Origin of the sequence: Pseudoclavibacter sp. 8L (genome assembly GCF_902506465.1) — a bacterium.
Taxonomy (GTDB): domain Bacteria; phylum Actinomycetota; class Actinomycetes; order Actinomycetales; family Microbacteriaceae; genus Pseudoclavibacter.
On record NZ_LR733185.1, the window covers coordinates 244,558 to 269,305 of the forward strand.

The window sequence follows — 24,748 nt, forward strand, 5'->3', positions numbered from 1 at the left end:
CCGCGAGCGGCGAAGCGAGTCAGCGGTTTCCGGTGTCCGCTCACCTCGTCAGTTCGTCAGCTCGTCAGTTCGTCAGCAGGAGGATGCCGAGCAGTGCCTGGGCGATGCCGATGACAAGAGCCGCGAGCACCAGTACGGCGTGCACCGTGAGGAACCGCGTCGGGCGTCCGTTCTCGTCGCGAGCCCGCGGGTCGTTCGAGACTCGCCGGTAGAACGAGGGCCAGACGACGACGTTGAAGACGGCGCCGACGAGGAGCGCGATGCTTGCGAGGAAGACCATGCCCCCAGCCTATTGGCGCGTCGACGCCTCCTCGGCGCCGCGCGCCTCGCCGAGCGTCACGGCCGCGCTCGCGGGACTCTGGCGCTTCGCGAGGGCGACATAGCCGGCGGCGTGCGGGATGAACGCCTGGCTCTCCTCAGGTGTGAGCTCGCGTCGCACCTTCGCGGGCACGCCGGCGGCGAGCACGCGGTCGGGGATGCTCGCACCCTCGAGGACGACGGCGCCGGCAGCCACCAGCGCCCCGGTGCCGATCACCGAGCGGGACAGGCACGCCGCCTTCATGCCGATGAGGGATCCGTTCGCGATCCTCGTGCCGTGGAGGAGCGCCTGGTGGCCCGCCGTCACGTCGTCCCCGATGATCGTGTCGACGTCGTGCTCGACGTGCACCACCGTGCCGTCCTGCAGGTTCGACCGTGCGCCGATGACGATGCGGCCGCCCACATCCGCTCGCAGGACGCAGCCGTACCAGACCGAGGACTCGGGGCCGATCTCGACGTCGCCGATGATGACGGCGCCAGGCGCGATCCAGGCGGTCTCGTGGATGCGGGGGGTCTTGCCCTCGAAGGGGAGGATCAGGGGAGCAGCGCTGGTCATGCTCCGATGATCCCAGTTGTGCTTCTCTCAGGCCACCCCGCACACCAGACTCCCCGGCCTCAGCTAAAATGGGCGGACTATGGCCATTTTCGGGAACCTCTCTGACCGGCTGACGCAGACGCTCGCCGGCCTCCGCTCCAAGGGCAAGCTCACGCCCGCCGACGTCGACGGCACCGTGCGCGAGATCCGTCGCGCCCTGCTCGAAGCCGACGTCGCGCTTCCCGTGGTCAAGGACTTCGCCGCGCACGTGCGCGAGCGCGCCCTCGGCGACGAGGTCAATCGCGCCCTCAACCCCGCGCAGCAGGTCGTGCAGATCGTCAACGAGGAGCTCGTGCGCATCCTCGGCGGCGACACCCGCCAGATCGAGTACGCGAAGCAGCCGCCGACGGTCATCATGCTCGCCGGTCTGCAGGGTGCAGGCAAGACGACGCTCGCGGGCAAGCTCGCGAAGCGACTCGCGGGCGAGAAGCACACGCCGCTGCTCGTCGCCGCCGACCTGCAGCGCCCGAACGCCGTCACGCAGCTGCAGGTCGTCGGCCAGCAGGCCGGCGTGCAGGTCTACGCTCCCGAGCCGGGCAACGGCGTCGGCGACCCGGTTCGCGTCGCGACGGATGCCGTCCGCTTCGCGAAGGACAAGCTGCACGACGTCGTCATCATCGACACGGCCGGACGCCTCGGCGTCGACCAGGAGCTCATGAAGCAGGCGGCCGACATCCGCCGCGCCACGAGCCCCGACGAAGTGCTCTTCGTCATCGACGCCATGATCGGCCAGGACGCCGTCGCCACGGCCAAGGCCTTCCAGGAGGGCGTCGACTTCACGGGTGTCGTGCTCTCGAAGCTCGACGGCGACGCCCGCGGCGGTGCCGCCCTGTCGGTTGCGCAGCTCACCGGGCGCCCCATCATGTACGCGTCGACCGGTGAGGGACTCGACGACTTCGAGGTCTTCCACCCCGACCGCATGGCGAAGCGCATCCTCGACATGGGTGACATCCTCAGCCTCATCGAGCAGGCCCAGAAGGCCTTCGACGAGGACGAGGCGATGGAGATCGCCGGGAAGCTCGCGACCGAGAACTTCACGCTCGACGACTTCCTGAAGCAGATGCAGCAGCTGCGCAAGGCCGGCAACTTCAAGAAGATGATGGGCATGCTCCCGGGCATGGGCCAGATGAAGGAGGCGCTTGAGAACTTCGACGAGCGCGAGCTGGTCCGCACCGAGGCGATCATCCAGTCGATGACCAAGGCCGAGCGCCAGACCCCGAAGCTGCTGAACGGCTCGCGTCGTGCTCGCATCGCCCGCGGTTCCGGCCGCACCGTCACCGACGTCAACGAGCTCGTCAAGCGCTTCGAGCAGGCGGCGAAGATGATGAAGACCGTCGCCCGCGGCGGCACCCCGCAGATCCCGGGCATGGGTCCAATTCCGGGCCAGCACGGTGGACGCAAGGCTCCCGCGAAGGGCGGGAAGAAGAAGCAGCAGGGCAAGCGCAGCGGCAACCCGGCCAAGCGCGCTCAGCAGGCCATCGAGGAAGCTTCGGCTCCGAAGCGTCCAGGCGGCGCGTTCGGTGGCGCGGGCTTCGGGCGCCAGGCGGCCGGTGACGGCCAGCCGAACGAGGCCGAGCTCGAGCAGCTCCAGAAGTACCTGGGGCGCGGCTAGCGACAAGCTCTCGGGGCGGCGTGTCCGCCTCGCCGCGGGCGACGGAGAGAACTCTCCGTCGCCCGAGTAGCATTGTCACGTCATCAAGTCGTCCGAGGAGTGCGCCATTGAGCAATGAAGCTGCAGCAACAGGCGAGGCCCGACTCCCACTCGGGCTGTTCGTCGGCATCGACCGTTCGAGCCCTGTGCCCCTGTACCACCAGGTGTCGGAGCGCATCGAGAAGGCCATCAGGGACGACACGCTTCCGGCCGGATCCAAGCTCGAGAACGAGATCTCGCTCGGGCATCGCCTCGGTCTGTCCCGCCCGACGGTCCGGCGTGCCATCCAGGAGCTCGTCGACAAGGGCCTGCTCGTGCGCCGCCGGGGCGTCGGCACCCAGGTCGTGCACGGCCCCGTGACCCGCAACGTCGAGCTGACGAGCCTCTTCGAGGACCTCGAGCGCTCGGCGCAGAAGCCCACCACGACGCTCCTCTCGCGGCGGGTGGAGGACGCGACCCCCGAGCTCGCCGAGACCCTCGGCATCGAGGTCGGAAGCCCGACGCTGCACATCTCGCGCCTTCGGAGTGCGGACGGGGTGCCGCTGGCGATCCTCGACAACGTGCTGCCGGAGCCGTTCGTCGAGCTGACGGAGGACGAGCTCGTCCAGCATGGGCTCTACCAGCTCCTGCGGGCCCGCGGCGTGACGATGCGCATCGCCAAGCAGCGCATTGGTGCGCGCACGGCTTCGCGTGAGGAAGAGCGCCTGCTCGATCTCTCCGGTGGTGCCGCGGTGCTCACGATGTCGCGCGTCGCCTTCGATGCCACGGGCCGCGCGGTCGAGTACGGCCGTCACTGCTATCGTCCCGACCTCTATACGTTCGAGATCACGCTCGTCGAGCGCTGACCCGGCTCGGCCGCTGCACGGAGAACGCCCACGGCTGGAATCGTGGGCGTTCTTCATGGAGCCTCGGGGGCGCTAGCCTCGGGGTGCGCTATGCGCGGTTCGGCACCGCGAGCTCACCCGTGAGGTACTGGGCGCGGCCGAAGCCGAAGGTCCAGTCCTCCGGTCCGTTCTCGACGTAGCCGATGAAGACGTCGTTGCCTTCGACGCCGCGCTCGCCCAGCGCCTCGGCGATGCGGGCGTAGAGCGACTGCTTCGCCTCGGGCGTGCGTCCGCGCTGCGTGAAGATCTGGATCATGACGACACCTGACGAGCGCTCGAAGCCGAGGCCGGCGTCCTGGGCGATGATCTGCCCGCTCTGGTGCTCGGTGATGATCTGGAATCGGTCGCGAGGGGGAATCCCGTACTCGGCGACGATGGCGTCGTGGATGGCGTCGGCGATGGACGAGATCTGCTCGGGGCTGCGGCCGGCGTTGACGTCGATGCGTACGAGAGGCATGGTGCGGTGTCCTTGAGGTCGAGGGGGAGGTGACGTGTGTTGTCTGAGCTCTGATTCTAACGCCAAAAGTCCTAATGTCCTAACAAATAGGAGGCGCGCACCGAGACCACGAAGGGCCGCATCCAAGCGGATGCGGCCCTTGTGGTCAGGTACGGAGCTCTCGCAGAAGAGTCGCACCCGAGTCTGCGGTCAGAACGATGGTCAGAGCGATGCCTCGAGAGCGGCATCCGCGTCGGTGAGCACCTTCGCGGCGACCTCGAGGCCCTCGATGCGGCCGAGCGAGGTGTCCTCGTGCTCGATGTTGACCCACATCTCCGGGTCGACCTCGTGCAGCGCACGAAGGAACTCCGTCCAGAACGCGGTATCGTGGCCGCGCCCGAGCGCGACGAAATCCCACGCGGAGTTCTTCGGCCATTCGTTCGCCCACTCGTCGCCGCCCAGATTGGTGCGCGGCTCGTCCGCCGAGAGCTTGCGGAACTGGTTGTCGAGCACGCCGTAGATCGCAGCCGCCGGGTTGACGCGGACGTCCTTCGCTGCGGCATGGAAGACCCACTCGCCGAGGTCGCGGACGACGGCCACCGGGTCCATCTGCTGCCAGAAGAGGTGCGAGGCATCGAGCTCGACGCCGATGTTCGTCGTGCCAGCGCGCTTGATCAGCTCGCGGAAGTTCGCAGGGTTGAACACCACGTTCTGCGGGTGCAGCTCGAGGGCGACCTTCACGCCGTGCTCGCGAGCGAGCTCGTCGATCTCAGCCCAGAACTCTGCGGCCACGTCCAGCTGGTAGTCGATGACGTCGAGCGCCGCCGAGTTCCAGGCGTTGACCACCCAGTTGACGGTGGTCGCGCTGGGCTCACCACCGGGCAGTCCCGACATCGTGACGACCCGGTCCTGTCCGAGTCGAGCGGCCAGGCGGATCGAGCGACGGATGTCCTCGGCGTGCTTCTCGCCGATCGCGCGGTCAGGATGCAGCGGGTTGCCGTTGCAGTTGAGGCCGGCGATCGAGACGCCGGTGCCCTCGAACTGCGCGAGGAACGCGTCCCTGGCCTCGTCGCTCTCGAGGATCTCGTCGAAGTTCGGGATGTGCGTGGCGGGGAGGAACCCGCCCGAATTGAGCTCGATGCCGGTGAGGCCCAGCTCGGAGATGACCGTGATCGCCTCGGGGAGCGAGCGGTCGTGGAGGATCGCGTTGTAGACGCCGAGACGCATCTCATGCTCCGTTCTTGCGTGTGCTGGTGGGGGAGATGCGGACGGCTGCGCCGTCCGCCGCGGCCGACTCGGCGACGGCGTGGAGAAGCTCCATGTTGTGGATTCCCTCCTCGAAGCTCGCGCAGCGGGGGAGTGAGTCCTCTTCCGAGATCCCCGCCACCTCCTCGAGGAAGGAGCGTGCCTGGTAGGAGAAGGCCTCGTTCTGGCCGAAGCCGACGCTGGGGGCATCCATCGCGAGACCGCCGGCGATATAGGGATGCTCCGGGCCGAGGATGATCTGGCGGTACCCGTTCTGGGCGGATGGGGCGTCGTTGAGGAAGAGCTCGATCTCGGAGGGGCGGCGCTGGTCGTAGCGGGCGGCGCCGTTCTCGCAGAACACCTCGAAGATGAGGCTGTTCGCGTGGCCTCGGGCGACCCGGGAGACCTCGATGGCTCCGGCACCCTGGGCGAACTTGAGCGAGAACGCCGCGTAGTCGTCGTTCTCGACGGGTTCGAACGTGTCGCTGACCGCTGCGTGGTCGTGCCCGAGCACCGCGCCGAGCGGGAGTGGCCGCTCGTGGATGACCGTGCTGAGGGTGCCGCCGCTGACTTCCTGGATCTCGCCGCCGAGGAACTCCGCGATATAGGTCATGTGGCTTCCGACATCGGCGAGGGCGCCGCTGCCGGGGCCGCCCTTGAAGCGCCAGCTCATGGGCGCGGTCGGGCTGCACGCGTAGTCGGTCCAGTAGCGACCGCTGAAGTGCAGGAGCTTGCCGAGTGTTCCGTCCTGGATGAGCTGGCGGATGTACGCGATGCCGGGGGAGCGGCGATAGGTGAAGCCGACGCGGGCGATGGAGTCCGCGCGCTCGGCTGCTGCTGCCATGGCGTGGGCGTCCTCGATCGAGTCGCTGAGCGGCTTCTCGCAGAGCACGTGCTTGCCGGCGGCGAGGAGCCCCTCGACGACCTCGCGGTGCAGCGAGTTCGCGATGACGACGCTGACGACGTCGATGTCGTCGGCTGCCGCGATGGCCTGCCAGGAGGAGTCGGTGCGCTCGTAGCCGAAGCGTTTGGCGGCGAGTGCGCCGAACTCCGGGTTGACGTCTCCGATCGAGACGAGGCGGATCTCCGGCAGCGTGGGGCTGTAGAGGGTGGATGCGACGCGGTAGGCGGCGGCGTGTGCGCGGCCCGCCATGCCTGCGCCGATGACGGCGACGCCCAGTGGCTTTGTCATTGGTTCTCCTGTGTTTCTGCGAGAGCTGTGTTGGGTGAGCGCAGGCGACCGACGACGGTGTTGGAGCGCTACACTGGAAGGTAGGTCATGAAACAATGTCCTGTCAAACGATCGTCGTCCGGAGTGTCGAATGCCCCCTTCCCCGCGCCAGAAGCGTCCGACGATCTACGACGTCGCCGAACGCGCCGGAGTCTCGAAATCTCTCGTCTCGCTCGTGCTGCAGAACTCGACTCGCGTCAGCGACGAGAAGCGGGCAGCGGTGCGCGCGGCGATCCAGGAGCTCGGGTACCTGCCGAGCCGGGCCGCCACGGCACTCGCCGGAAACCGCACACGTGCCATCGGTGTCATGATCGACGACTTCCGGAACCCCTGGTTCGTCGATCTGCTCGAGGGGATGCAGGCGGTGCTCAACTCGCCGGGCTTCCACGTCACCGTCGCCGACGCGAACCTCAACGCGCACCTCGAGCAGTCGCCCATCAGCGGCTTCCTGGCGGCGGGTGTCGAGGGGCTCGTCATCGGCGGTGACGTCGACGCGGTTCCCGCCGAGGGGTTCCCCGTGCCGACGGTCGTCGCCGGCAATCGTGCGATCGTGCCGGCGGGCGCCGACCTCGTCGCGAACGACGACGAGGCCGGCGCGCGGCTCGCCGTCGAGCACCTTCGCGACCTCGGGCACACGCAGATCGGCCACGTCACGGGTACGGGCCGCGCCGCCGAGCTCCGGCGGCGCTCCTACGAGCGCACCATGCGCGACGCGGGTCTCGAGCCGCGTGTCATCGGCGGCTCGGGCGCGACCGACCAGGGCGAGGGGCGTCGCGCATCACGAGAGCTCTTCGAGCGTTGGCCGGCCACGAGCGCCGTCTTCGCGGCGAACGACGTCATGGCGCTCGGCGTGCTGGGAACGCTCGATGAGCTCGGCCTGCGCGTTCCCACGGACGTGTCGATCGTGGGCTACGACGATTCGCACCTCGCGGGCTTCGACCACCTCTCGCTCACCTCGGTCGATGACCGAAGCGCCGAGGTCGGTCGTGCCGCGGCTGAGCTCCTGCTCGCCCGCATCGAGGGGGTGCGGACGGCAGCCCGCGACGGGGCAGCAGGGGTTCCGTCTCGGGCGGTCCGGAAGGTCATCCAGCCAACGCTCACCGTGCGCGGCTCGACGGCGACCGCGGCGAATGCCACGAACACCTGAGGCCGCCACCGGTTCTCCAGCTACGAGCCAGCACGAGTGCCAGGCGGCTGTGACTCAGCGGTCTCGACGCGCCCCAGCAGCGGGTTCGAAAGCCAGCACGAGCGGCTCTTCCCACCCCTGCTCGGCGTACGCTCCCAAGACGCTCTCGCGCAGCTCGTCGAACTTGTCTGCGGGATGCATGACGAAAACCGAGCCGCCGAGGCCCGTGCCGGTCATGCGGGCGCTCGCCGCGCCCAGGTAGGTGGCCAGCTCGACGGTGAAGTCGATGCGCGGCGTCGAGACCTCGAAGTCCTCGCGCAGCGACACCTGCGACTCCGCGAGGAGATGGTTCCGGGATTCGGGCGCCTCTCCGGTACGCATGAGCTTCGTGAACTCGAGCGTGCGGGCGATCTCGGACACCACATGCCGTGCGCGCCTGAACACGGTGTCGTCGAGCCGGTCGGCCGCTGCGTCCAACTCCGCGGGCCGCACCTCGCGAAGCGTCTGGAACCCGAGGGTCTCGGCCGCGCGGGCGCAGTCGTCTGCCCGCTGCGCGAACTCGGCCGACCAGTTGCGGTGGGCTTCCTTGGTGTCGATGAGCACGCGCACGAAGCCGGAATCGACGGAGCTGGGCGCAGGCAGGATCGAGACGTCGGAGCCGCGAGCATCGAAGAACACGTCTTCATTGCTCCGCGCGGCGTGCACGGTGATGTGGTCGCTCAGTCCGCTGGGCGCGCCGACGATGTCCGCCTCCGTCTGGCGCCCGATCTCGGCGAGCTCCTCGACGTTCATCCCGAGGCCCCAGAAGTCGTTGAGTGCGGTGCTGATGGTCGCGCAGACGGATGCCGAGGAGGCGAGTCCGGCGCCGACGGGCACGTCCGTCGTGAGGAAGATGTCGAGGCCCGTTCCCAGGAAGAAGGGGACTCCGGGGTCGGTCTCGTCGCCGTCTCCGCGCGTGCCCTCCGGCGGGTTCTCGCGTGCGAAGCGGAGCATGCTGGCGACCGCGCCGAGCGGGTAGGCGCGCCAGTCGCGTGCGGGGATCTCCGAGGCGATCGATCGCAGGTCGGTGACCGCCTCGTCGGGCGAAAGGTCGGTGACGATGCGGATGCGCCCGTCGTCGCGGGGCGCGATCGCCGCGCTGGAGCGCAGGGGGATCGCGCAGGCGTACCCGACGCCATCCTGCAGGTCGGTGTGGTCGCCCATGATGCTGACCCGGCCGGGTGCCGACCAGACTCCGAGGGGCTCTCGCTCGAACGCGGCTCGGAAGCCGTCGCACACGATCGTCGTCAGGTCTCTGCTCATCTCGTCACCGTTTCTCAGGCATGGGCGAATGGGCGTCCGCCCCTGTGCATGCGCACGGTGATTCTAATAAATGCGTCCTGGACGAGCGCCGAAACCCCCGCGAGTGGGCCGTCCCCCTGGTCGGGAGGCGCTCGGCGTGCTAGGGTCGACAGCTTGTGGGTCCTATTTCCCACGATCGTCGTACCGTTTGTTGTTCGAGGGCACCTTTTCTGCCTCGGCACGATTTCACGAGTTGCGGCGAACGGGCACATTCGCCCGCATCATCGCCGCAAGAGCGCAGCACACGAGTGTTGTGCGTTCTCTGCGTGCCGATTGAAAGGCATGACCTCCATATGACGGAAACCACCTCAACTTTCGCCGAACTCGGCGTCCCCAAGTCGCTCGTGACCGTGCTCGACGCAGCCGGCAAGCACGAAGCCTTCCCCATCCAGCAGTCCACGCTTCCGAGCACCCTCGCGGGTCGCGACGTCCTCGGCCGTGGAAAGACGGGCTCCGGCAAGACGCTCGCGTTCGCCATCCCGCTCGTCGCACGCCTCGCCGGTGCAGTGTCCGGCGGCAAGCGCCGCCCGGGCCGCCCGCTCGGCCTCGTGCTGCTCCCGACCCGTGAACTCGCGACCCAGGTCGCCGCGGTCATCGAGCCGCTCGCGAAGGCCGCCGGCCTCACCGTGACGACCGTCTTCGGCGGCGTCTCGCAGCGCCCCCAGGAGACCGCGTTCCGCAACGGCGTCGACATCGTCGTGGCCTGCCCCGGCCGCCTCGACGACCTCATGAAGCAGCGCATCGTGAACCTCGATGCCGTCGAGGTCACCGTGCTCGACGAGGCCGACCACATGGCCGACCTCGGCTTCCTGCCCGTCGTCACGCGCATCATGAACGCGACGCCGCAGTCCGGCCAGCGTCTCCTCTTCTCCGCCACGCTCGACAACGGCGTGGACAAGCTCGTGAAGAAGTTCCTGAGCGACCCGATCCTCCACTCGGTCGACGAGTCGAACTCGCACGTCGCCGCCATGACGCACCACGTGTACGAGGCGGAGACGCCTGAGGCGAAGACCGCCCTCGTCCACGCGCTGGCGAGCGGCAAGGGCCGTCGCATCATGTTCATGCGAACCAAGCACCAGGCGAAGAAGCTCGCGAAGCAGCTGACCGCGTCCGGCATCCCCGCCGTCGACCTGCACGGCAACCTGTCGCAGAACGCCCGTGACCGCAACCTCGCGGCCTTCTCCGGTGGCGAGGTCAACGTGCTCGTCGCGACCGACGTCGCCGCCCGCGGTGTGCACGTCGACGCCATCGAGCTCGTCGTCCACGTCGACCCGCCCGCCGAGCACAAGGCGTACCTGCACCGCTCCGGCCGCACCGCCCGCGCGGGCTCCGAGGGTGACGTCGTCACGCTCATGCTCCCGAGCCAGCGCAAGGACACCGAGATGCTGCTGCGTCGCGCCAAGATCGGCGTCACCCCGCAGCGTGCGAACGTCAACTCGCCGTTCGTGAACGAGCTCATCGGCGAAGTCGCCCCGACCGTGCGCCCCGTTCCGGGCGGACCGGGATCCGGCAACGTCGAGGTCAGCCAGGGCCGTGGCACGTCGCAGGGAGCGAACGCTCGTCGCAAGCGCGACGCTGCTCCTGCTCGCGGCGGCGCAGCTCGTGGCGGCTCCGGCAACGGCGGCGGCCGCGGTCGTGCAGCCTCGTCCTCCTCGCAGGGCTCGTCCGCGTCGCGTCCAGCGCGCGGACAGGCAGGCGAAGGCGCAGCTCAGGGCCAGCGTCGCGGAGAATCTCGTCCGCGTCGTGCCGGCACCTCCTCGCCGGCCGCGCCTTCGCGTGGTGGCGAGCGCGGCGGTTCGCGTCGCGCCAGCTGGTCCTCCGGCCAGTAGTCAGCGCCTCACACGCAGCATCCTGAACGGGCGGTCCGAGCAATCGGCCCGCCCGTTCGGCGTCTCTCGCGTGCGTGCCCCGTCCGCATCCGCGTGGGGATTCGGCGTCGACGCTGAACGGGCGCGCCCTTCTCGTGCGGATGTCGCTGTGGTTCGGCGTCGGAGGGCGCCTCAGATGGGGGAGTCAGCAAGCAGGTGTGCCGTGAGGGTGTCGAGGTGGGCGCGCACCGCCGTTGGGCCATCGTGCTCGAGCAGGGTGAGGTAGCGCTCGTGGTCCTCGGCCAGCCCCTTGGCACCGTAGTGCTCGTGCGCTCCCGCGAGCAGGAGCCTCACCTCGCTCTCGAGCGAGCGCGCAGTCTCGCTGATCCGGGGGCTCCCTGCCGTATCGATGATCGCCTGGTGCACGGCCGCGTGAGCTGCTTCAAGCTGCCGCCACGAATGTGCATCGGTCACCTCGAGCTCCCGCAGCCGGGCGACCTGGGCCAGGATCGGCGCCCGCACCTCGTCCGGCCAGCCGTCCGGGTGTTGGGCGTTCAGGATGCGCACGGCCTCGGATTCGAGCGCGCAGCGCAGATCCTGCATGGCGCGGATCTCGGCGTCGTCGAGGTTCGTGACCTCGACCCCCTTGTAGGGGGCTGAGTGGACGAGGCGCTCGGACGCGAGGGTGGCCAGCGCCGTTCGCACCGTGTGCCGCGAGAGCCCGAACTCGGCGGCGAGGTGCTCCTCGCGCAGCGACTGGCCGCGGACGTAGCTCCCCTCGAGGATCCGGTCGCGGAGGGCCGCCGCGAGCTTCGCCGACGCGGTCGGCCGCGGCGTGAGCGCGGCGGCCTCGGGATGGGGCTTCTGGTGGATCATCGCACGCCTCGGCCCGCCGGGTCCTGGCTCGCGTTCGTTGCGCGTGCGGGCAGCGGCCCGCCACTGCGTGTGCGAGCACGAGTCGCGCCGAGCACGAGGACCAAGATGCCCGCCGCGAGCACGATGAGGCCAAAGGCTTCGAGGCCGGCGAGCTGCTCTCGGAGCACAAGCAGCCCGAGGATGCTCGCGGTCAGCGGCTCTGCGAGCGTCAGCGTCGAGACGGTCGCGGCCTGCAGCTTCGCGAGCCCGGCGCCGAAGCAGAGGTAGGCGACGGTGGTGGTGACGACGCCGAGCCACGCCGCGGTCGCGAGGCCGGCCGGCGTGAGCATCCACTCGGCGCCGCTCGCGAGGAGCAGGGGGATGCTCAGCACCCCAGCGGTACCGAAGACGAAGCCCATGGTGCCGTCGGCACTCCAGCCGCGGTTCATGAGGGCCTTCGCCGAGAGGGTGTAGATGCTGTAGCTCGCACCGGCGCCGACCGACGCCGCGATGCCGCCGAGGTTCGCGCCGCCGGCATCCCCTGCCCCGGCGGCAGCGATGAGGGCGACGCCGAGGATGGCGATCGCGGTCGCGACGCCCCAGCTCAGGCCGGGGAAGCGGCGCTCGAGCCCCCACTGCAGGAGGCCGGTGATGACCGGGGCTGATCCGAGCGCCAGGACGGTGCCGACGGCGACGCCGCTGCCCGCCGTCCCGGCGAAGAACAGCGGCTGGTAGAGGAGCACGCCGAGCGCGCCCAGGGCGATGAGTCCGAGATGGGCACGATTCGGGCGGCGGATCCGGGCGGAGTCCGGCGTGGGCTGCGGGGGGCCTCCGTGCGCGCCGTGGCGGCGCAGCGCGGCGAACAGTGCCCAGGCGCCGAGGAGCGTGCCGCCGAGCGCGAGGCGAGCGGAGCCCAGCGAGAACGCGCTCACCTCGGGCGCGCCGAGTGCCTGCGCCGTCCCGGTCGTGCCGAAGCAGACCGCGGCGAAGAGGACGAGCAGAAGCGGTGTCATGGGCTGATTGTTACACAATCCTCGGCTCTGCGCCGCACGCGAAGAGACAAGCGATGGGCTCGGCCGATTCGGCCGAGCCCATCGCTCGATGGTGCAGCGGGAGCGTTACTTCTTCGCGGTCGGGAGGAAGATCGCTCCGGTCGTGACGTCCTCATCCAGCGCCTCGAGCGTACGTCCACGAGTCTCGGGGATCTGCGTCGCGACGAAGAGGAGTGCGAGCACGCCGACTCCCGCGAACACGAAGAACGTGCCCGTGATGCCGAGCGCATCCACCACCGAGGGGAAGTACAGCGAGATGAAGCCGTTCGCGACCCAGAGGGCGAAGATCGAGACGCCCATGCCGATGCCGCGCATGTGCAGCGGGAAGACCTCGGAGAGGTAGACCCAGACGGCCACGTTGAGGAACGTCTGCATCGAGCCGACGAACGCGACGACGAGGAACAGGATGACCCAGGGGCGCAGCGGGTTGCCCGGCTCGAGGATCATGGACGAGAAGCCGATGAGCAGGTGGCAGGCCGTCGTGAGCGAGAAGCCGATGATGAACGTCTTGCGGCGGTCGAACCTGTCCATGTAAGAGAGGGCGATGAAGGCACCGACGACGGCGATGATGCCGGGGGCGATGTTGGCGATGAGCGCCGCGCTCGAGTCGAAGCCCGACTCGATGAGCACGATCTGGCCGTAGTACATGATCGAGTTGATGCCCGTGAGCTGCTGCGCGACACCGAGCCCGATGCCGACCAGCAGGATGCGGCGGAGCCACTTGTTGCCGAGGATGGCCTTGAATCCGACCTGCTTCTCCTGACCCTCTTCGAGGGCGACCTTCTCGACCTGAGCGAGCTCAGCCTCGGCGCGCTCGGGGGAGCGGACGGTCTTGAGGACCTCGAGGGCCTCGGCGTCGCGGCCCTTCTCGACGAGCCAGCGCGGCGACTCCGGCATACGCAGCATGCCGAAGAACAGGCAGATCGCCGGGATGGCGCAGATGGCGAACATGATGCGCCAGACGCCGTCGAGGTGCCCGAGGGTGTTGCCGAGGATGGCGTTGATGACGAACGCGGAGAGCTGGCCGATGACGATGGCTGCTTCGTTGCGACCCGAGATGGACCCGCGGATCTCGTACGGGGCGAGCTCGGCGAGGAAGACCGGCACGACCGTCGATGCGCCACCGACGGCGAGGCCGAGGAGGATGCGGCCGACGACGAGCACTTCGAAGTTCGGGGTGAAGACGACGACGACGGTGCCGAGGAAGAAGAGCACGGCGAGCATGATGATCGTCTTGCGGCGGCCCCAGCCATCGGAGAGGCGGCCGCAGAAGATGGCGCCGATGGCGGCTGCGAAGACCAGGGAGCTGGTGACGACGCCCTCGGTGAGTGGCGTGAGGCCGAGCTCCTCGGTCATCGGGTTCAGTGCGCCGTTGATGACACCCGTGTCGTAGCCGAAGAGGAGACCGCCGAAGCACGCGACGATCGAGATCAGCCCGAGCCGCGAACGGTGCGGCCCAGCTGTGAGGGGCGGAAGTGATTTCTCGGCGGTGGGGCCCGCCGGGTGCGATGAGGCCATTTGGACGTCCTTGTCATGGATGCTGCGAGGTGGAGCGGGGTTGTGCGGGGGTGCTGCGGGGGCGCGTTTTCTGCGAACGCGTGTCTTGATGGTAACCGAAGAATGACGTGATGTGAATATGTCCTGACAAATATTCCGGGAGGGCGTGTGGCCCCGCAGCTCAGAGCTGCGGGGCCACACGGTGTCAGGAGGAGGCGACAAGCTCCCGGATCTTCTCGAGCTGGAACTTCGAGACCTCGTCGGCCCGTTCGTCTTCCGCGAAGACGTTCGAGACGATGAGCGCGTCCTCACGGTCGAGGTAGCCGATCTGCTTCAGCGTCGTGAACAGCTCCGCGAAGTCGACATCGCCGTCGCCGATGCGCAGGTGCTGGTGGATGCGCGCCTCGTTGCCCGGAGGGTTCGAGATGTAGCGCAGCCCGTGCGAGCGGTGATGGTCGAACGTGTCCGCCGTGTAGACGGCGCCCAGGCGCTCGCCCAGCTCGGGGAGCAGCGTCGTCGCGCGGTCGCCGTAGTGGAAGGTGTGCGAGGCGACGTACACGAAGCCCACGTTCTTGCTGTTGAGCCCGCGGATGACGCGCCACCCCTCGAGCCCGTCCTCGACGAAGTCGTTGGGGTGCGGGTCGATGTTGAGCTGGATGCCCTCGCGCTCGAGGATCGGCAGGAGCGTCTCCATCGAACGGTGGAAGGCGTCCTCTGACTCGTTGAACTGTGCAGGCTCACCGCTGAACTCCGTGTTGATCACGGGGATCTCCAGGATCGAGGCGAGCTCGATGACGCGAGTGAAGTTGCGCACCGCGGCGAGGCGACCCGCCTCTTCTGGGCCCGAGATGCGCTGGACCGGGAGGATGGCGGGGATCGTGACGCCGGCATCCGCTGCGCGCTTCTTGAACTTCAGCGCGTACTCGTCGTCGGCCGACGGGTGGCGGAAGAACCACGAGAAGTCGGGGTGCGGCGTGATCTGCAGGTACTCGTAACCCAGGCGGGCAGCGATATCCGGGAAGTCGAGGAAGCCGGCGTCGTGGTGGAGCGGCGTCGGGTCCAGGGCGATGCGAACCATGATGACTCCTTATGCCTTGTCGTAGAACGCGGGGCGCTCGACCTGCTGGACCTCGACGATGCCCCCGTCGAACGCCTTGACGCCCGCCTCGCAGGCCAGGGCCACGCGGTAGCCGTGGAACGCGTCAGGGCCGTCGATGGTGCCGCGGGCGACCGCGTCCACCCAGCGCTGGATCTGCACGTCGTAGGCCGCAGCGAAGCGGGTCACGAACGAGCGGTGCTCCTCCTTCGCGAACGCGCCGTCCGACCAGGTCTGCACGCCGTTGGCCTGGCCGATTCGCGCGAGGCCGTTCGAGAAGACGGCCTCGGTCGCGACCTGGTAGCCGAACTTGATGCTCACGTTCATCTCGACGTCGACGAGGATGCCGTTCTCGAGCTCCAGGAGCACGAGGATCGGCTCCCGCAGTCGCTCCGGCGAGTTCGGGTTGCGGCGCATGTACTTGATCTCGATGCTGCGGATCTCGCTGCCCGCGAGCCACGGGATGACGTCGAGCTCGTGCACCACCGAGTCGTTGATGAGCATGTCCTGCGTGTACGACTCGGGCACGTCGGGGTTGCGGTGCACCGCGCGAAGCGCGAGGAGCTCGCCGGCCTCGCCAGAGGCGATGATCTCGCGCAGGCGGGCGTACTCCGCGTCGAACCGACGCATGAAGCCGAGCTGGATGAGGGGCCGGTCGGATGCGGCCATCTCGGCCTCGACGACCCGGAGCGAGGACGCGGAGTCGGCGGTCAGGGGCTTCTCGCACAGGATGGGGAGCTTCGCCGCGAGGGCGGGCAGGAGGACGGGCTCGTGGAACTTGCCCGGCGTCGCGATGACGACGGCGTCGACGGCGTTCGCCGCGATGGCGTCTTCGATGCTCGTGAACCACTGCGCACCCGGGGCATTCTCGAGGGCTGCGGTGCCGCGTCCCTCATCGGGCTCGATGACGGCGGAGACGATCGCGCCGCTGATGCGCTTCGTGATGCGGGCGATGTGGTCGGCGCCCATGAGGCCGGCGCCGACGACGCCGACGCGGAGGTCAGTTGAAGTCATGGTGATGGTTCCTCTTCTTCAGGTGCTACTTGGCGCGGGCCGCGGGCGTGGAGCCGCAGATGTGCTTGAGCGTGCGCTCGGCGATCGGGTACGGGCGGTCGGCCGAGCAGCCGAACATGTCCTGCTCGACGATGCCGAAGATGTTCGGGTCGATCTCTGCGGCGCGGGCGACGATGGGCCCGAGCTCCGGGATGCCGTTGGGGGGCTCGACCATGATCATGTCGGCGGCTGCTTCTGCCCACGACACGTCGTTCTTGAGCACGTCGAAGAGCTTGTCCGGGTCGACCTGCTTGAGGTGCAGGTAGCCGATGCGCTCGGGGTACGCGTTCATGAGACGGAGGCTGTCGCCGCCGTAGTAGGAAAAGTGGCCCGTGTCGAGGCAGAGGTTCGTGTACCTGGCGTCGGTCTCGGTGAGGAGCCGCTCGACCTCGCGGTACGTGCCCACGTGGCTGTCCGCGTGCGAGTGGAACTGCTGCTTGACGCCGTACTCCTCGAGGAGCGCCTTGCCGAGACGGTCATGCCCGGCTGCGAGGCGCTTCCACTGCTCGGCGTCGAGCGTGCGTGCCTCCTTGGCCTGGCCCGTGATGTCGTCGCGCCACATGTCGGGGATCGTCACGAGGTGCTCGGCACCGAGCTTCGACGCGAGGCCCGCGACGGCGATGGCCTGATCCCAGGCCCGCTGCCACTGGCTCTCGTCCTCGTTGTGGAAGCCCGTGAACACGGTTCCCGCGGAGAGCTTGAGGCCGCGCGACTCGAGCTCATCGGAGAGCTGGTCGGGGTCGGTGGGGAGGTAGCCGTACGGGCCGAGCTCGATCCACGTGTAGCCGGCCTTGACGACCTCGTCGAGGAACGTCTGCCACGGGATCTGGCCGGGGTGGTCGGGGAGCCAGATGCCCCAGGAGTCAGGTGCGGTCCCGATTCGGATGCTCTGCGACATCGTCGTCTGCTTTCTGTAGAGGGTCGTTCGTGTGCGGTTGGAGGAGTGCTTGCGGCGGGTCGGTCAGCCGAGCAGCGGCCGCTGCGCGGCCTTCTGCTCCAGGTAGTCCTCACGCGCGCTCTTCGTGGAGTCGAGCGTGGAGGTCTCGGCGACCGGTACGTCCCACCATCCCTCGCCGTCGGGGGCGTAGAGGAGGGGGTCGCTGTTGATGTGGATGAGCGTGGAGGTGTCGGACGCCTTGGCCTTCGCCATCGCCTCGCGCAGCTCGCCGATGGCGTTCGTGCTCGGCTCGATCTCAATCGTGTCGATCCCGTAGCTGCGGGCGTTCGCCGCGAGGTCGACCGGGAGGATCTGCTCGCCCTGGAAGTTGGAGCCCGCCTCGTCGAAGGCGCGGTACCAGGTACCGAAGCGCTCGGAGCCGACCGTCTCGGAGAGGTGTCCGATGGAGGCGTAGCCGTGGTTCTGGATGAGCACGACGATGATCTTGATGCCCTCGGCGACTGCGGTGACGAGCTCCGTGTGGAGCATGAGGTACGAGCCGTCGCCGACCATGACGATGACATCGCGGTCAGGGGCAGCACGCCGCACGCCCATGCCTCCTGCGATCTCGTAGCCCATGCAGGAGAACGCGTATTCGACGTGGTAGCCGAGCGGGTCGCGGACGCGCCACAGCTTGTGGAGGTCGCCCGGCAGCGATCCCGCCGCCTGGACGATGACATCGCGGGGGTCGCTGGACTCCTGCACGGCGCCGATGATCTCGGACTGGCCGGGCAGCTCGAGGCCGCTCGGCTCGAACGCGAGGTCGACAGCCGCATCCCACTCGGTCTTCTGGCCCGCGATCTGACGCGAGTAGTCGTCGCTCACGCGGAAGCCGGAGAGGGCCCCGATGAGCTTCACGAGCGTCTCGCGCGCATCCGCGATGACGGGCAGCTGCGAGCCGTGCTTGTAGGCGTCGAACGCGGCGACGTTGATGTTGACGAAGCGCACCCCGTCGTTCTGGAAGACCGTGCGGCTGGCTGTCGTGAAGTCGCTGTAGCGCGTGCCGATGCCGATGACGACGTCGGCCTGCGCGGCGAGGCGGTTCGCGGCGGTCGTTCCGGTCGCGCCGATGCCGCCCAGGTACTGCGGGTGGTCCCAGTCGAGGGCGCCGCCGCCAGCCTGGCTCGTGCCGACGGGGATGCCGGTGGCCTCGACGAAGGCGCGCAGCTCGTTCTCGGCACCCGAGTAGATGACGCCTCCGCCGGCGACGATGATCGGGTTCTTCGCGTTCCTGATCGCCTCGACGGCGCGCGCGAGCGGGCCGGCCTCCGGGAGGGGGCGACGGATGTGCCACTCGCGCTCCTCGAGGAAGGCGAGCGGCACGTCGATGAGCTCCGCCTGCACGTCCTCGGGCAGCGCGATCGTCACGGCACCGGTCTCGGCGGGGTCCGTGAGGACGCGCATGGCGGCGAGCGCGATCGAGTACAGCTGCTCTGGGCGCTGCACGCGGTCGAAGAAGCGGGAGAGGGGACGGAACGCATCCGTCACCTGGATGCCCGTGTCGTGCGGGAACTCGAGCTGCTGCAGGACGGGGTCGGCGACGCGCGTCGCGAACGTGTCGCTCGGCAGGAGCAGCGCGGGCAGGCGGTTCGCGGTGGCGAGTGCAGCGCCCGTGAGCATGTTGGCGGCGCCGGGTCCGACGGATGCGGCGCTCGCGTACGTCGCGCGGCGCCGGCGCATGCGCGCGTAGCCCACCGACTGGTGCACCATCGCCTGCTCGTTGCGCGCCTGGAAGTACGGCATGAGGCTCGGGTCCTCGACGTTGGCCTGCTTGAGAGCCTGGCCGATGCCGGCGACATTGCCGTGGCCGAAGATTCCGAACATGCCTGGGATCGTGCGCTCACGCACGTCGCCGTCGACGGTGTACTGCTTGCCGAGGAACTCGACGAGGGCCTGGCCGACGGTCATTCGCTTGGTTGACATCTGCGTCATTTCCTTTTGGTGGAGCTGGTTGCTTGGAGAAGCCTGGCGGGTTACTCGGTGCCGTACGGCAGGCGGGAGTCGAACTCCTGGGAGGTCCACTGCTCGCGCACCCAGCCGTGGGCGGGGTCATCGCTGATGAGCCATTCGCGTGCCTCGTCCGGGCCCGCCATGACGTTCAGGTAGTACAGGTCGTAGCCGGGGGCCGCGACGGCGGGGCCGTGGTAGCCGAAGGGGACCAGGGCGATGTCTCCTGTGCGCACTATCTCGTTGATCGAGATCTCGCCCGCCGGCGACGTGTAGGTCGCGAACATGCCGAAGGCGTCAGCGCCCTCTGGCACGGTGGCGTTCTTCGTGGGCTCGCTCTCGAAGTAGTAGATCTCCTCGAGGCGGCTCTCGTGGCCGGGGTGGTGCTCGTCGTGCTTGTGGGGCGGGTACGACGACCAGTTCTCGGCCGGTGTGATGACCTCGCACACGATGAGCTTGGCAGCCTGCAGCGAGCCGGGGATGCCGAAGTTCTGCACCTGACGGCTCGAACGACCGGCACCGCGGAGTTCCACCGGCACGTCGCTCTTGCGGAGCACCTGGAACGGGAAGACCTGGGTTGTCGGCGCCTCGGCGACGGCGACCCTGCCGCGTCCCGTGACCACGGCGCTGGTGCCGACGGGGAGGTAGGCGACGTCCGCGGGCCCGTCGAAGACCGAGGCACGGCCCTCGAGCTCGACGGATGCGGGCGCATCCGCCCCGTCGAGCTCGAGGGACGCGTCTCCGCGGAGGGGGATGACCATTCGCTCAATGTCGCCTGCGGGCAGCTCGAGGCGCACACCATCGGAGAGGTCTGCGACTCGGATGCCCGTGTGTTCCCAGCCGGGGAGCGTCGCATCGACAACGCTCTCCCAGCCGTCTCGCGAGAGGGCTCCGCGGGCCCTGAACCAGGTGTTCTCCGCAGCGTCCCGAGGGGGTGCTGATGTGTGTGAGGACATTGCTCGTGAGTCTTTCTGGTGAATGGTCGTGGTGGGGCAGCTCGTAGTGCTGAGCTGTCTAGTCGTTTTCGGGGAAGCCGAGGTTGATGCCGCCGTGCTTGGCGGGGTCGAGCCAGCGGCTGGTGACGGCTTTCTCGCGGGTGTAGAAGTGGAAGCCCTGGAGGCCGTAGGCCTTGCTGTCGCCGAAAGCGGAGTCTTTCCAGCCGCCGAAGGAGTAGTAGGCGACGGGCACGGGGATGGGGACGTTGATGCCGATCATGCCGACCTGGATCTCGTTCTGGAAGCGGCGGGCTGCGCCGCCGTCGTTGGTGAAGATCGCGGTGCCGTTGCCGAACTGTCCGGTGTTGATGAGCTCCACGCCTTCCTCGAAGCTCTTCACGCGCACGATGCCGAGGACGGGGCCGAAGATCTCTTCCGTGTAGGCGCGGCTGGTGGTGGGGAGGTTGTCGATGAGGGTGGGGCCGAGCCAGAACCCGCCCTCGGCGCCTTCTGCCGTGATCTCGCGTCCGTCGACGAGCACGTCGGCGCCATCGTCGTGGGCGATCTGGATGTAGGAGGCGATCTTNTCAGGGGTGCGTTAGCGTGGGTCACGAAAACCTCCGTGTTGCGATGCGAGTGTGGTAACCCACATCCTCACGGAGGTTTTCGCTTCCCTCAAACCATCAAACGTTCACAACGTCCCAGGTCAATACAGCTAGCGGCGCAGGTGGGCGCGTTCGATGAGCGCCTGGAACTGCAGCTCGGCGGCGCCGATGAACAGCAGGTCGCTGCCGAGCCCGGCCCGCACGACCTCGACCTCCCCGTAGTTCGGGGCGAGCGTGTGCTCGGCGAGGATCTCGAGGAAGAAATCGCGCTCGAGGTCCAGCAGCACGCCGAGGAACCCGCCGAGCACCACCCGCTCGGGGTTCAGGATGTTGATCATGTTGCGCACGCCGACGCTCAGCACCCCGAGCTGGCGGTGCGTCTCGAGCTTCACCGCTGGGTCGATGTTCTGCTGCAGCATCCGCTCCAGCTCGTCGTCGCTGGCGCTCTTCGTGCCGAGGGCGGCGAGCAGTCGACGCCTGCTGACGACACGCTCAAGCTCGTCGTCGCCCGAGTTGCCGAGCGCCGCGGGAGTCGCCACGAGGTTGTGTCCGAACTCACCCGCGTAACCGGCGACACCGTGCAGGAGTCGGTCGTCGGCGATGATGCCGCCGCCGATGCCGCTCGCGCCACCGTTCATGTAGAGCATGTTGCTGATGCCGCGACCGGCGCCGAAGATGTGCTCGGCGACCGCGCCGAGGTTGGCGTCGTTCGCGGCGAGCACCGGCAGGCCCGTGGCCTTCTGCAGCTGCTCGGCGAGCGGCACGTCTCGCCACTCGAAGTGGGGAACCCAGCGCACGAATCCGTCGGAGGCCCGGACGAGTCCTGGCACGGCGACGCCGATGCCGACGCACTCGTAGAGCGTGTCGAGGCTCTCGCTGAGGCCCTCGACGAGGGCTTTCACGATGGCGACCGCTTCCCTCGCGGTCGGCGGCTTCTCGGTTTCGAAGCGGATGCGCTTCAGGAGCTCGCCGCGGAAGCTCACGACACCCACGTTGAGGGCATCCACCTCCGGCACGACCGCGACGGCGACGATCTTGTCGCAGACGCCGACGATGGGGCTTGGCCTGCCGACAAGATTCGTGGCGACGGGCTCGTGCTCCTCGACGATGCCGCGGTCGGCGAGCTCGGAGACGAGCGCCGCGATGGTGGAGCGGTTGAGGCCGGTCTCGCGGGTCAGCTCCGCTCGGGACGCATGCCCGCCGCGGTGGAGGCGTTCGAGGATGAGGGAGAGGTTCGACGAGGCGACACGATCGGTGGCCATGCCCGTCCTCTTCTCTCGCTCATCACGGCGTTGCGTGTTTGGTTCAGGTTCTCGTTCCGGGCAGGCTGGCGCTCGGCCGAGCCGTTCCGTCGCCCGCGCTGGGATCAGCGCGGGCGACGGAAATAGATCAGCTGCGTCCGCCTCGGCGCTTGCCGAGCACGTCGATCGCCACGGCGAGCAGCAGCACGAGGCCCTTGATGACCGACTGCCAGGCCGAGTCGACCGAGAGGATCGAGAGTCCCATGTTGAGGACACCCATGATCATCGCGCCGATGACTGCGCCGATAACCGTACCAACTCCACCGGTCACGGCCGCACCGCCGATGAACGCCGCCGCGATGGCGTCGAGCTCGTAGGTGTTGCCGGCTGAGGCGACGGCGCCACCTGCGCGAGCCGTCGTCACGATGCCGGCGAGCGCCGCGAGCACACCCATGTTGACGAAGATGAGGAAGTTGACGCGCTCCGTGCGCACACCGCTCATCTTTGCCGCGAAGAGGTTGCCACCCATGGCATATACGTTCCGGCCGAAGACGGTGCGCTGCAGGATGAACGTGTAGAGCATGATCAGCACGGCCAGGATGATGAGGATGATCGGCAGGCCCTTGTGCGCCGAGAGCAGCCACGCGAACGCGAGGACTGCGATGGCGACGATCGCGAGCTTCGCGATGAGGGCAGCCCCGGGCTCGACGGGAAGGTCGAGCTTCTTGCGGCGTGTTCGGGTGCGGAGCTGGCTTCCGATGACGGCTGCGACCACGACAAGCGCGATCAGCATCGTGACGACGTCGTGCCCGCCGAGCATCGTGCCCATCGACTGCGGCAGCGAGCCCTTGCCGATGGCGACGAACTCGTCTGGCAGCGCGTTGATCGTTCCACCCGTGAGGAGCACGAGCGTGAGGCCTCGGAACAGCAGCATGCCTGCCAGCGTCACGATGAACGCAGGTATGCCCACGTAGGCGATCCAGAATCCCTGCCAGATGCCGATCACCGCCCCGGCCGCGAGGCCGATGAGCACGGCCGCGAACCACGGCAGTCCCCATTGGGTGATGGCGATGGCCGTGATGGCGCCAACGACGGCGACGACCGAGCCGACCGACAGGTCGATGTGACCCGCGATGATGACGATGATCATGCCGACCGCGAGGATCAGCACGTACGCGTTCTGCTGGATGAGGTTGTTGATGTTCGCGGGCAGCAGGAGCTTTCCGCCGGTGAGGATCTGGAACAGGATGATGATGACGGCGAGTGCGCCGAGGATCCCGTACTGACGGACGTCGACCGACATCCTCACTTTCCGGGTGCCTGCTTCTTTCGCGGCCTCGGTGTTCGTGGTGGTCACGACTCGTCCTTTCCAGCGGTCATGTACTGCATGAGCAGTTCCTGTGTTGCGTTCTCCTTGGAGACCTCACCCGTGAGGCGGCCTTCGGAGATCGTGTAGATGCGGTCGGCGAGACCGAGCAGCTCGGGGAGCTCGGAGGAGATCACGACGACCGCCCTGCCCTGCTCGACGAGCTTGTTGATGAGCCCGTAGATCTCGTACTTCGCGCCGACGTCGATGCCGCGGGTGGGCTCGTCGAGGAACAGCACGTCAGGGTCGGTCTGCAGCCATTTGCTGAGCACGACCTTCTGCTGGTTGCCGCCGGAGAGCTTGCCCGTGAGCGTCGCGACGCTCGCCGTCTTGATGTTCATGGACTTGCGGTAGCCCTCAGCGACGCCGTTCTCCTTGATGCCGTCGACGACTCCCCAGCGGGAGACCTTGCCTTCGGCTGCCGCGGAGATGTTCGCCTGGATGTCGCCGATGAGGTTGAGGCCGAGGTGCTTGCGGTCCTCGGTGGTGTACGCCAGGCCGTTCTTGATGGATTCGTTGATCGTCTTCGTGGAGATCAGCTGTCCCGACTTGTACACCTCACCGGAGATGTTCGTGCCGTAGCTGCGCCCGAAGATGCTCATCGCGAGCTCCGTGCGGCCTGCGCCCATGAGGCCGGCGAAGCCGATGATCTCGCCGGCGCGCACGTGGAACGACACGTCGTCGACGACCTTGCGGCTCGGGTCGGCCGGGTGGTGCACTGTCCAGTTCTCGACGCGCAGCTTCTCCTCTCCGATGACCGCCTCGCGGGGAGGGAACATGGAGCTGAGCTCGCGGCCGACCATGGCGCGGATGATCCGCCCTTCGGTCGCATCCGGTTCGGTCATGTCGATCGAGTCGATCGTTGCACCGTCGCGGATGATCGTGACGCGGTCTGCGATGCGCCGGATCTCCTTGAGCTTGTGGGAGATGATGATCGACGTGATGCCCTGCTCGCGCAGCTGCTCGATGAGGCCGAGCAGGTGCGCGGAGTCTTCGTCGTTGAGGGCCGCGGTGGGCTCATCGAGGATGAGCAGCTTCACGTCTTTCGAGAGCGCCTTGGCGATCTCCACGAGCTGCTGCTTGCCGACGCCGATCTCGCGGATGACGGTGGCGGGGTTCTCGTTGAGGCCCACGCGCTTGAGCAGCTCCGCCGCACGGCGGTTGGTCTCATCCCAGTCGATGACGCCGAAGCGCTGGATCTCGTTGCCGAGGAAGATGTTCTCCGCGATCGACAAGTATGGGCTGAGTGCGAGCTCCTGGTGGATGATGACGATGCCGTCGTGCTCGCTGTCGTTGATGGTCTTGTACCGCACCTCGCGGCCATCGAACTCGATGGTCCCCTCGAAGGTGCCGTGGGGGTAGACGCCGCTCAGGACCTTCATGAGCGTCGACTTGCCCGCGCCGTTCTCGCCGCAGATGCCGTGCACCTCGCCGCGACGGACTTCGATGTCGACGCCCGCGAGGGCTCGCACACCGCTGAATTCCTTCACGATGTTCGACATCTTCAGGATTGTGTCGTCTTGCACCAT

Annotated in this window: 22 protein-coding genes; 4 read left to right on the forward strand and 18 right to left on the reverse strand. The window is 68.1% G+C overall.

Annotated elements, in window-relative coordinates:
* Positions 1-64: 64 nt before the first annotated feature.
* Together GV007_RS01095 and GV007_RS01100 are read right to left on the reverse strand one after the other, a co-directional pair.
* On the reverse strand, positions 65-280 hold the full coding sequence (locus GV007_RS01095) for an SCO4848 family membrane protein (RefSeq protein WP_104240636.1): 216 nt from the start codon (positions 278-280) through the stop codon (positions 65-67).
* Positions 281-289: 9 nt separating this feature from the next.
* A complete protein-coding gene (locus GV007_RS01100; RefSeq protein ID WP_160070635.1) occupies positions 290-874 on the reverse strand; it encodes a gamma carbonic anhydrase family protein in 585 nt (194 codons plus the stop codon).
* Positions 875-953: 79 nt separating this feature from the next.
* Between GV007_RS01100 and ffh the strand changes: the two genes are divergently transcribed.
* Entirely contained in the window at positions 954-2,525 is a 1,572-nt protein-coding gene (ffh, locus tag GV007_RS01105) for a signal recognition particle protein (protein ID WP_104240638.1), read from the forward strand.
* A gap of 107 nt (positions 2,526-2,632) precedes the next feature.
* On the forward strand, positions 2,633-3,409 hold the full coding sequence (locus GV007_RS01110; protein ID WP_104240639.1) for a GntR family transcriptional regulator: 777 nt from the start codon (positions 2,633-2,635) through the stop codon (positions 3,407-3,409).
* Between the two features lie 88 nt (positions 3,410-3,497).
* On the opposite strand, the gene GV007_RS01115 is transcribed toward GV007_RS01110, so the two are convergent.
* From GV007_RS01115 to GV007_RS01125, 3 genes are all read right to left on the reverse strand, one after another.
* Positions 3,498-3,905, reverse strand: coding sequence for a tautomerase family protein (locus GV007_RS01115; protein WP_160070636.1), 408 nt, complete (start codon positions 3,903-3,905; stop codon positions 3,498-3,500).
* A 201-nt stretch (positions 3,906-4,106) separates the two neighbouring features.
* A complete protein-coding gene (locus GV007_RS01120; RefSeq protein WP_160070637.1) occupies positions 4,107-5,111 on the reverse strand; it encodes a sugar phosphate isomerase/epimerase family protein in 1,005 nt (334 codons plus the stop codon).
* A 1-nt stretch (position 5,112) separates the two neighbouring features.
* On the reverse strand, positions 5,113-6,321 hold the full coding sequence (locus tag GV007_RS01125) for a Gfo/Idh/MocA family protein (protein ID WP_160070638.1): 1,209 nt from the start codon (positions 6,319-6,321) through the stop codon (positions 5,113-5,115).
* A 130-nt stretch (positions 6,322-6,451) separates the two neighbouring features.
* Between GV007_RS01125 and GV007_RS01130 the strand changes: the two genes are divergently transcribed.
* Positions 6,452-7,507: a LacI family DNA-binding transcriptional regulator gene (locus GV007_RS01130; RefSeq protein WP_160070639.1), complete on the forward strand. Its 1,056-nt coding sequence runs from the start codon at positions 6,452-6,454 to the stop codon at positions 7,505-7,507.
* Between the two features lie 54 nt (positions 7,508-7,561).
* Here GV007_RS01130 and GV007_RS01135 read toward each other — a convergent pair whose 3' ends face one another.
* The gene (locus GV007_RS01135; RefSeq protein WP_160070640.1) at positions 7,562-8,788 is read right to left on the reverse strand and encodes a galactokinase; all 1,227 of its coding nucleotides are present in this window, start codon (positions 8,786-8,788) and stop codon (positions 7,562-7,564) included.
* 332 nt (positions 8,789-9,120) lie between these two features.
* Here GV007_RS01135 and GV007_RS01140 point away from each other — a divergent pair, with 332 nt between their 5' ends.
* Positions 9,121-10,656, forward strand: a complete 1,536-nt coding sequence (locus tag GV007_RS01140; RefSeq protein WP_104298495.1) for a DEAD/DEAH box helicase — start codon at positions 9,121-9,123, stop codon at positions 10,654-10,656.
* Between the two features lie 171 nt (positions 10,657-10,827).
* Here GV007_RS01140 and GV007_RS01145 read toward each other — a convergent pair whose 3' ends face one another.
* The 12 genes from GV007_RS01145 to mmsA all read right to left on the reverse strand — a co-directional run bounded on the left by GV007_RS01145 (position 10,828) and on the right by mmsA (position 24,721).
* A complete protein-coding gene (locus GV007_RS01145) occupies positions 10,828-11,511 on the reverse strand; it encodes a GntR family transcriptional regulator (RefSeq protein ID WP_160070641.1) in 684 nt (227 codons plus the stop codon).
* A complete protein-coding gene (locus tag GV007_RS01150) occupies positions 11,508-12,503 on the reverse strand; it encodes a DMT family transporter (protein ID WP_160070642.1) in 996 nt (331 codons plus the stop codon). The genes GV007_RS01145 and GV007_RS01150 overlap by 4 nt, the downstream gene beginning before the upstream one ends.
* 105 nt (positions 12,504-12,608) lie before the next feature.
* Positions 12,609-14,081 (reverse strand): sugar porter family MFS transporter, encoded by a 1,473-nt coding sequence (locus tag GV007_RS01155; protein WP_160071522.1) that lies wholly within the window; start codon positions 14,079-14,081, stop codon positions 12,609-12,611.
* A gap of 163 nt (positions 14,082-14,244) precedes the next feature.
* Positions 14,245-15,117, reverse strand: coding sequence for a sugar phosphate isomerase/epimerase family protein (locus GV007_RS01160; RefSeq protein ID WP_160070643.1), 873 nt, complete (start codon positions 15,115-15,117; stop codon positions 14,245-14,247).
* Positions 15,118-15,126: 9 nt separating this feature from the next.
* Positions 15,127-16,149: a Gfo/Idh/MocA family protein gene (locus GV007_RS01165; protein ID WP_104341549.1), complete on the reverse strand. Its 1,023-nt coding sequence runs from the start codon at positions 16,147-16,149 to the stop codon at positions 15,127-15,129.
* Positions 16,150-16,174: 25 nt separating this feature from the next.
* Entirely contained in the window at positions 16,175-17,086 is a 912-nt protein-coding gene (locus GV007_RS01170; RefSeq protein ID WP_104240651.1) for a sugar phosphate isomerase/epimerase family protein, read from the reverse strand.
* A 63-nt stretch (positions 17,087-17,149) separates the two neighbouring features.
* A complete protein-coding gene (gene iolD, locus GV007_RS01175) occupies positions 17,150-19,048 on the reverse strand; it encodes a 3D-(3,5/4)-trihydroxycyclohexane-1,2-dione acylhydrolase (decyclizing) (protein ID WP_228502823.1) in 1,899 nt (632 codons plus the stop codon).
* A gap of 50 nt (positions 19,049-19,098) precedes the next feature.
* The gene (gene iolB / locus GV007_RS01180) at positions 19,099-20,028 is read right to left on the reverse strand and encodes a 5-deoxy-glucuronate isomerase (protein WP_160070644.1); all 930 of its coding nucleotides are present in this window, start codon (positions 20,026-20,028) and stop codon (positions 19,099-19,101) included.
* A 58-nt stretch (positions 20,029-20,086) separates the two neighbouring features.
* Positions 20,087-20,593, reverse strand: a 507-nt coding sequence (locus GV007_RS01185; protein WP_160071524.1) for an aldehyde dehydrogenase family protein, incomplete at its 5' end; no start/stop codon positions are given.
* A gap of 129 nt (positions 20,594-20,722) precedes the next feature.
* The gene (locus GV007_RS01190; RefSeq protein WP_160070645.1) at positions 20,723-21,874 is read right to left on the reverse strand and encodes an ROK family transcriptional regulator; all 1,152 of its coding nucleotides are present in this window, start codon (positions 21,872-21,874) and stop codon (positions 20,723-20,725) included.
* A gap of 127 nt (positions 21,875-22,001) precedes the next feature.
* A complete protein-coding gene (gene mmsB / locus GV007_RS01195) occupies positions 22,002-23,156 on the reverse strand; it encodes a multiple monosaccharide ABC transporter permease (protein WP_160071525.1) in 1,155 nt (384 codons plus the stop codon).
* Positions 23,157-23,206: 50 nt separating this feature from the next.
* Entirely contained in the window at positions 23,207-24,721 is a 1,515-nt protein-coding gene (gene mmsA / locus GV007_RS01200; protein WP_323741402.1) for a multiple monosaccharide ABC transporter ATP-binding protein, read from the reverse strand.
* Positions 24,722-24,748 lie beyond the last annotated feature (27 nt).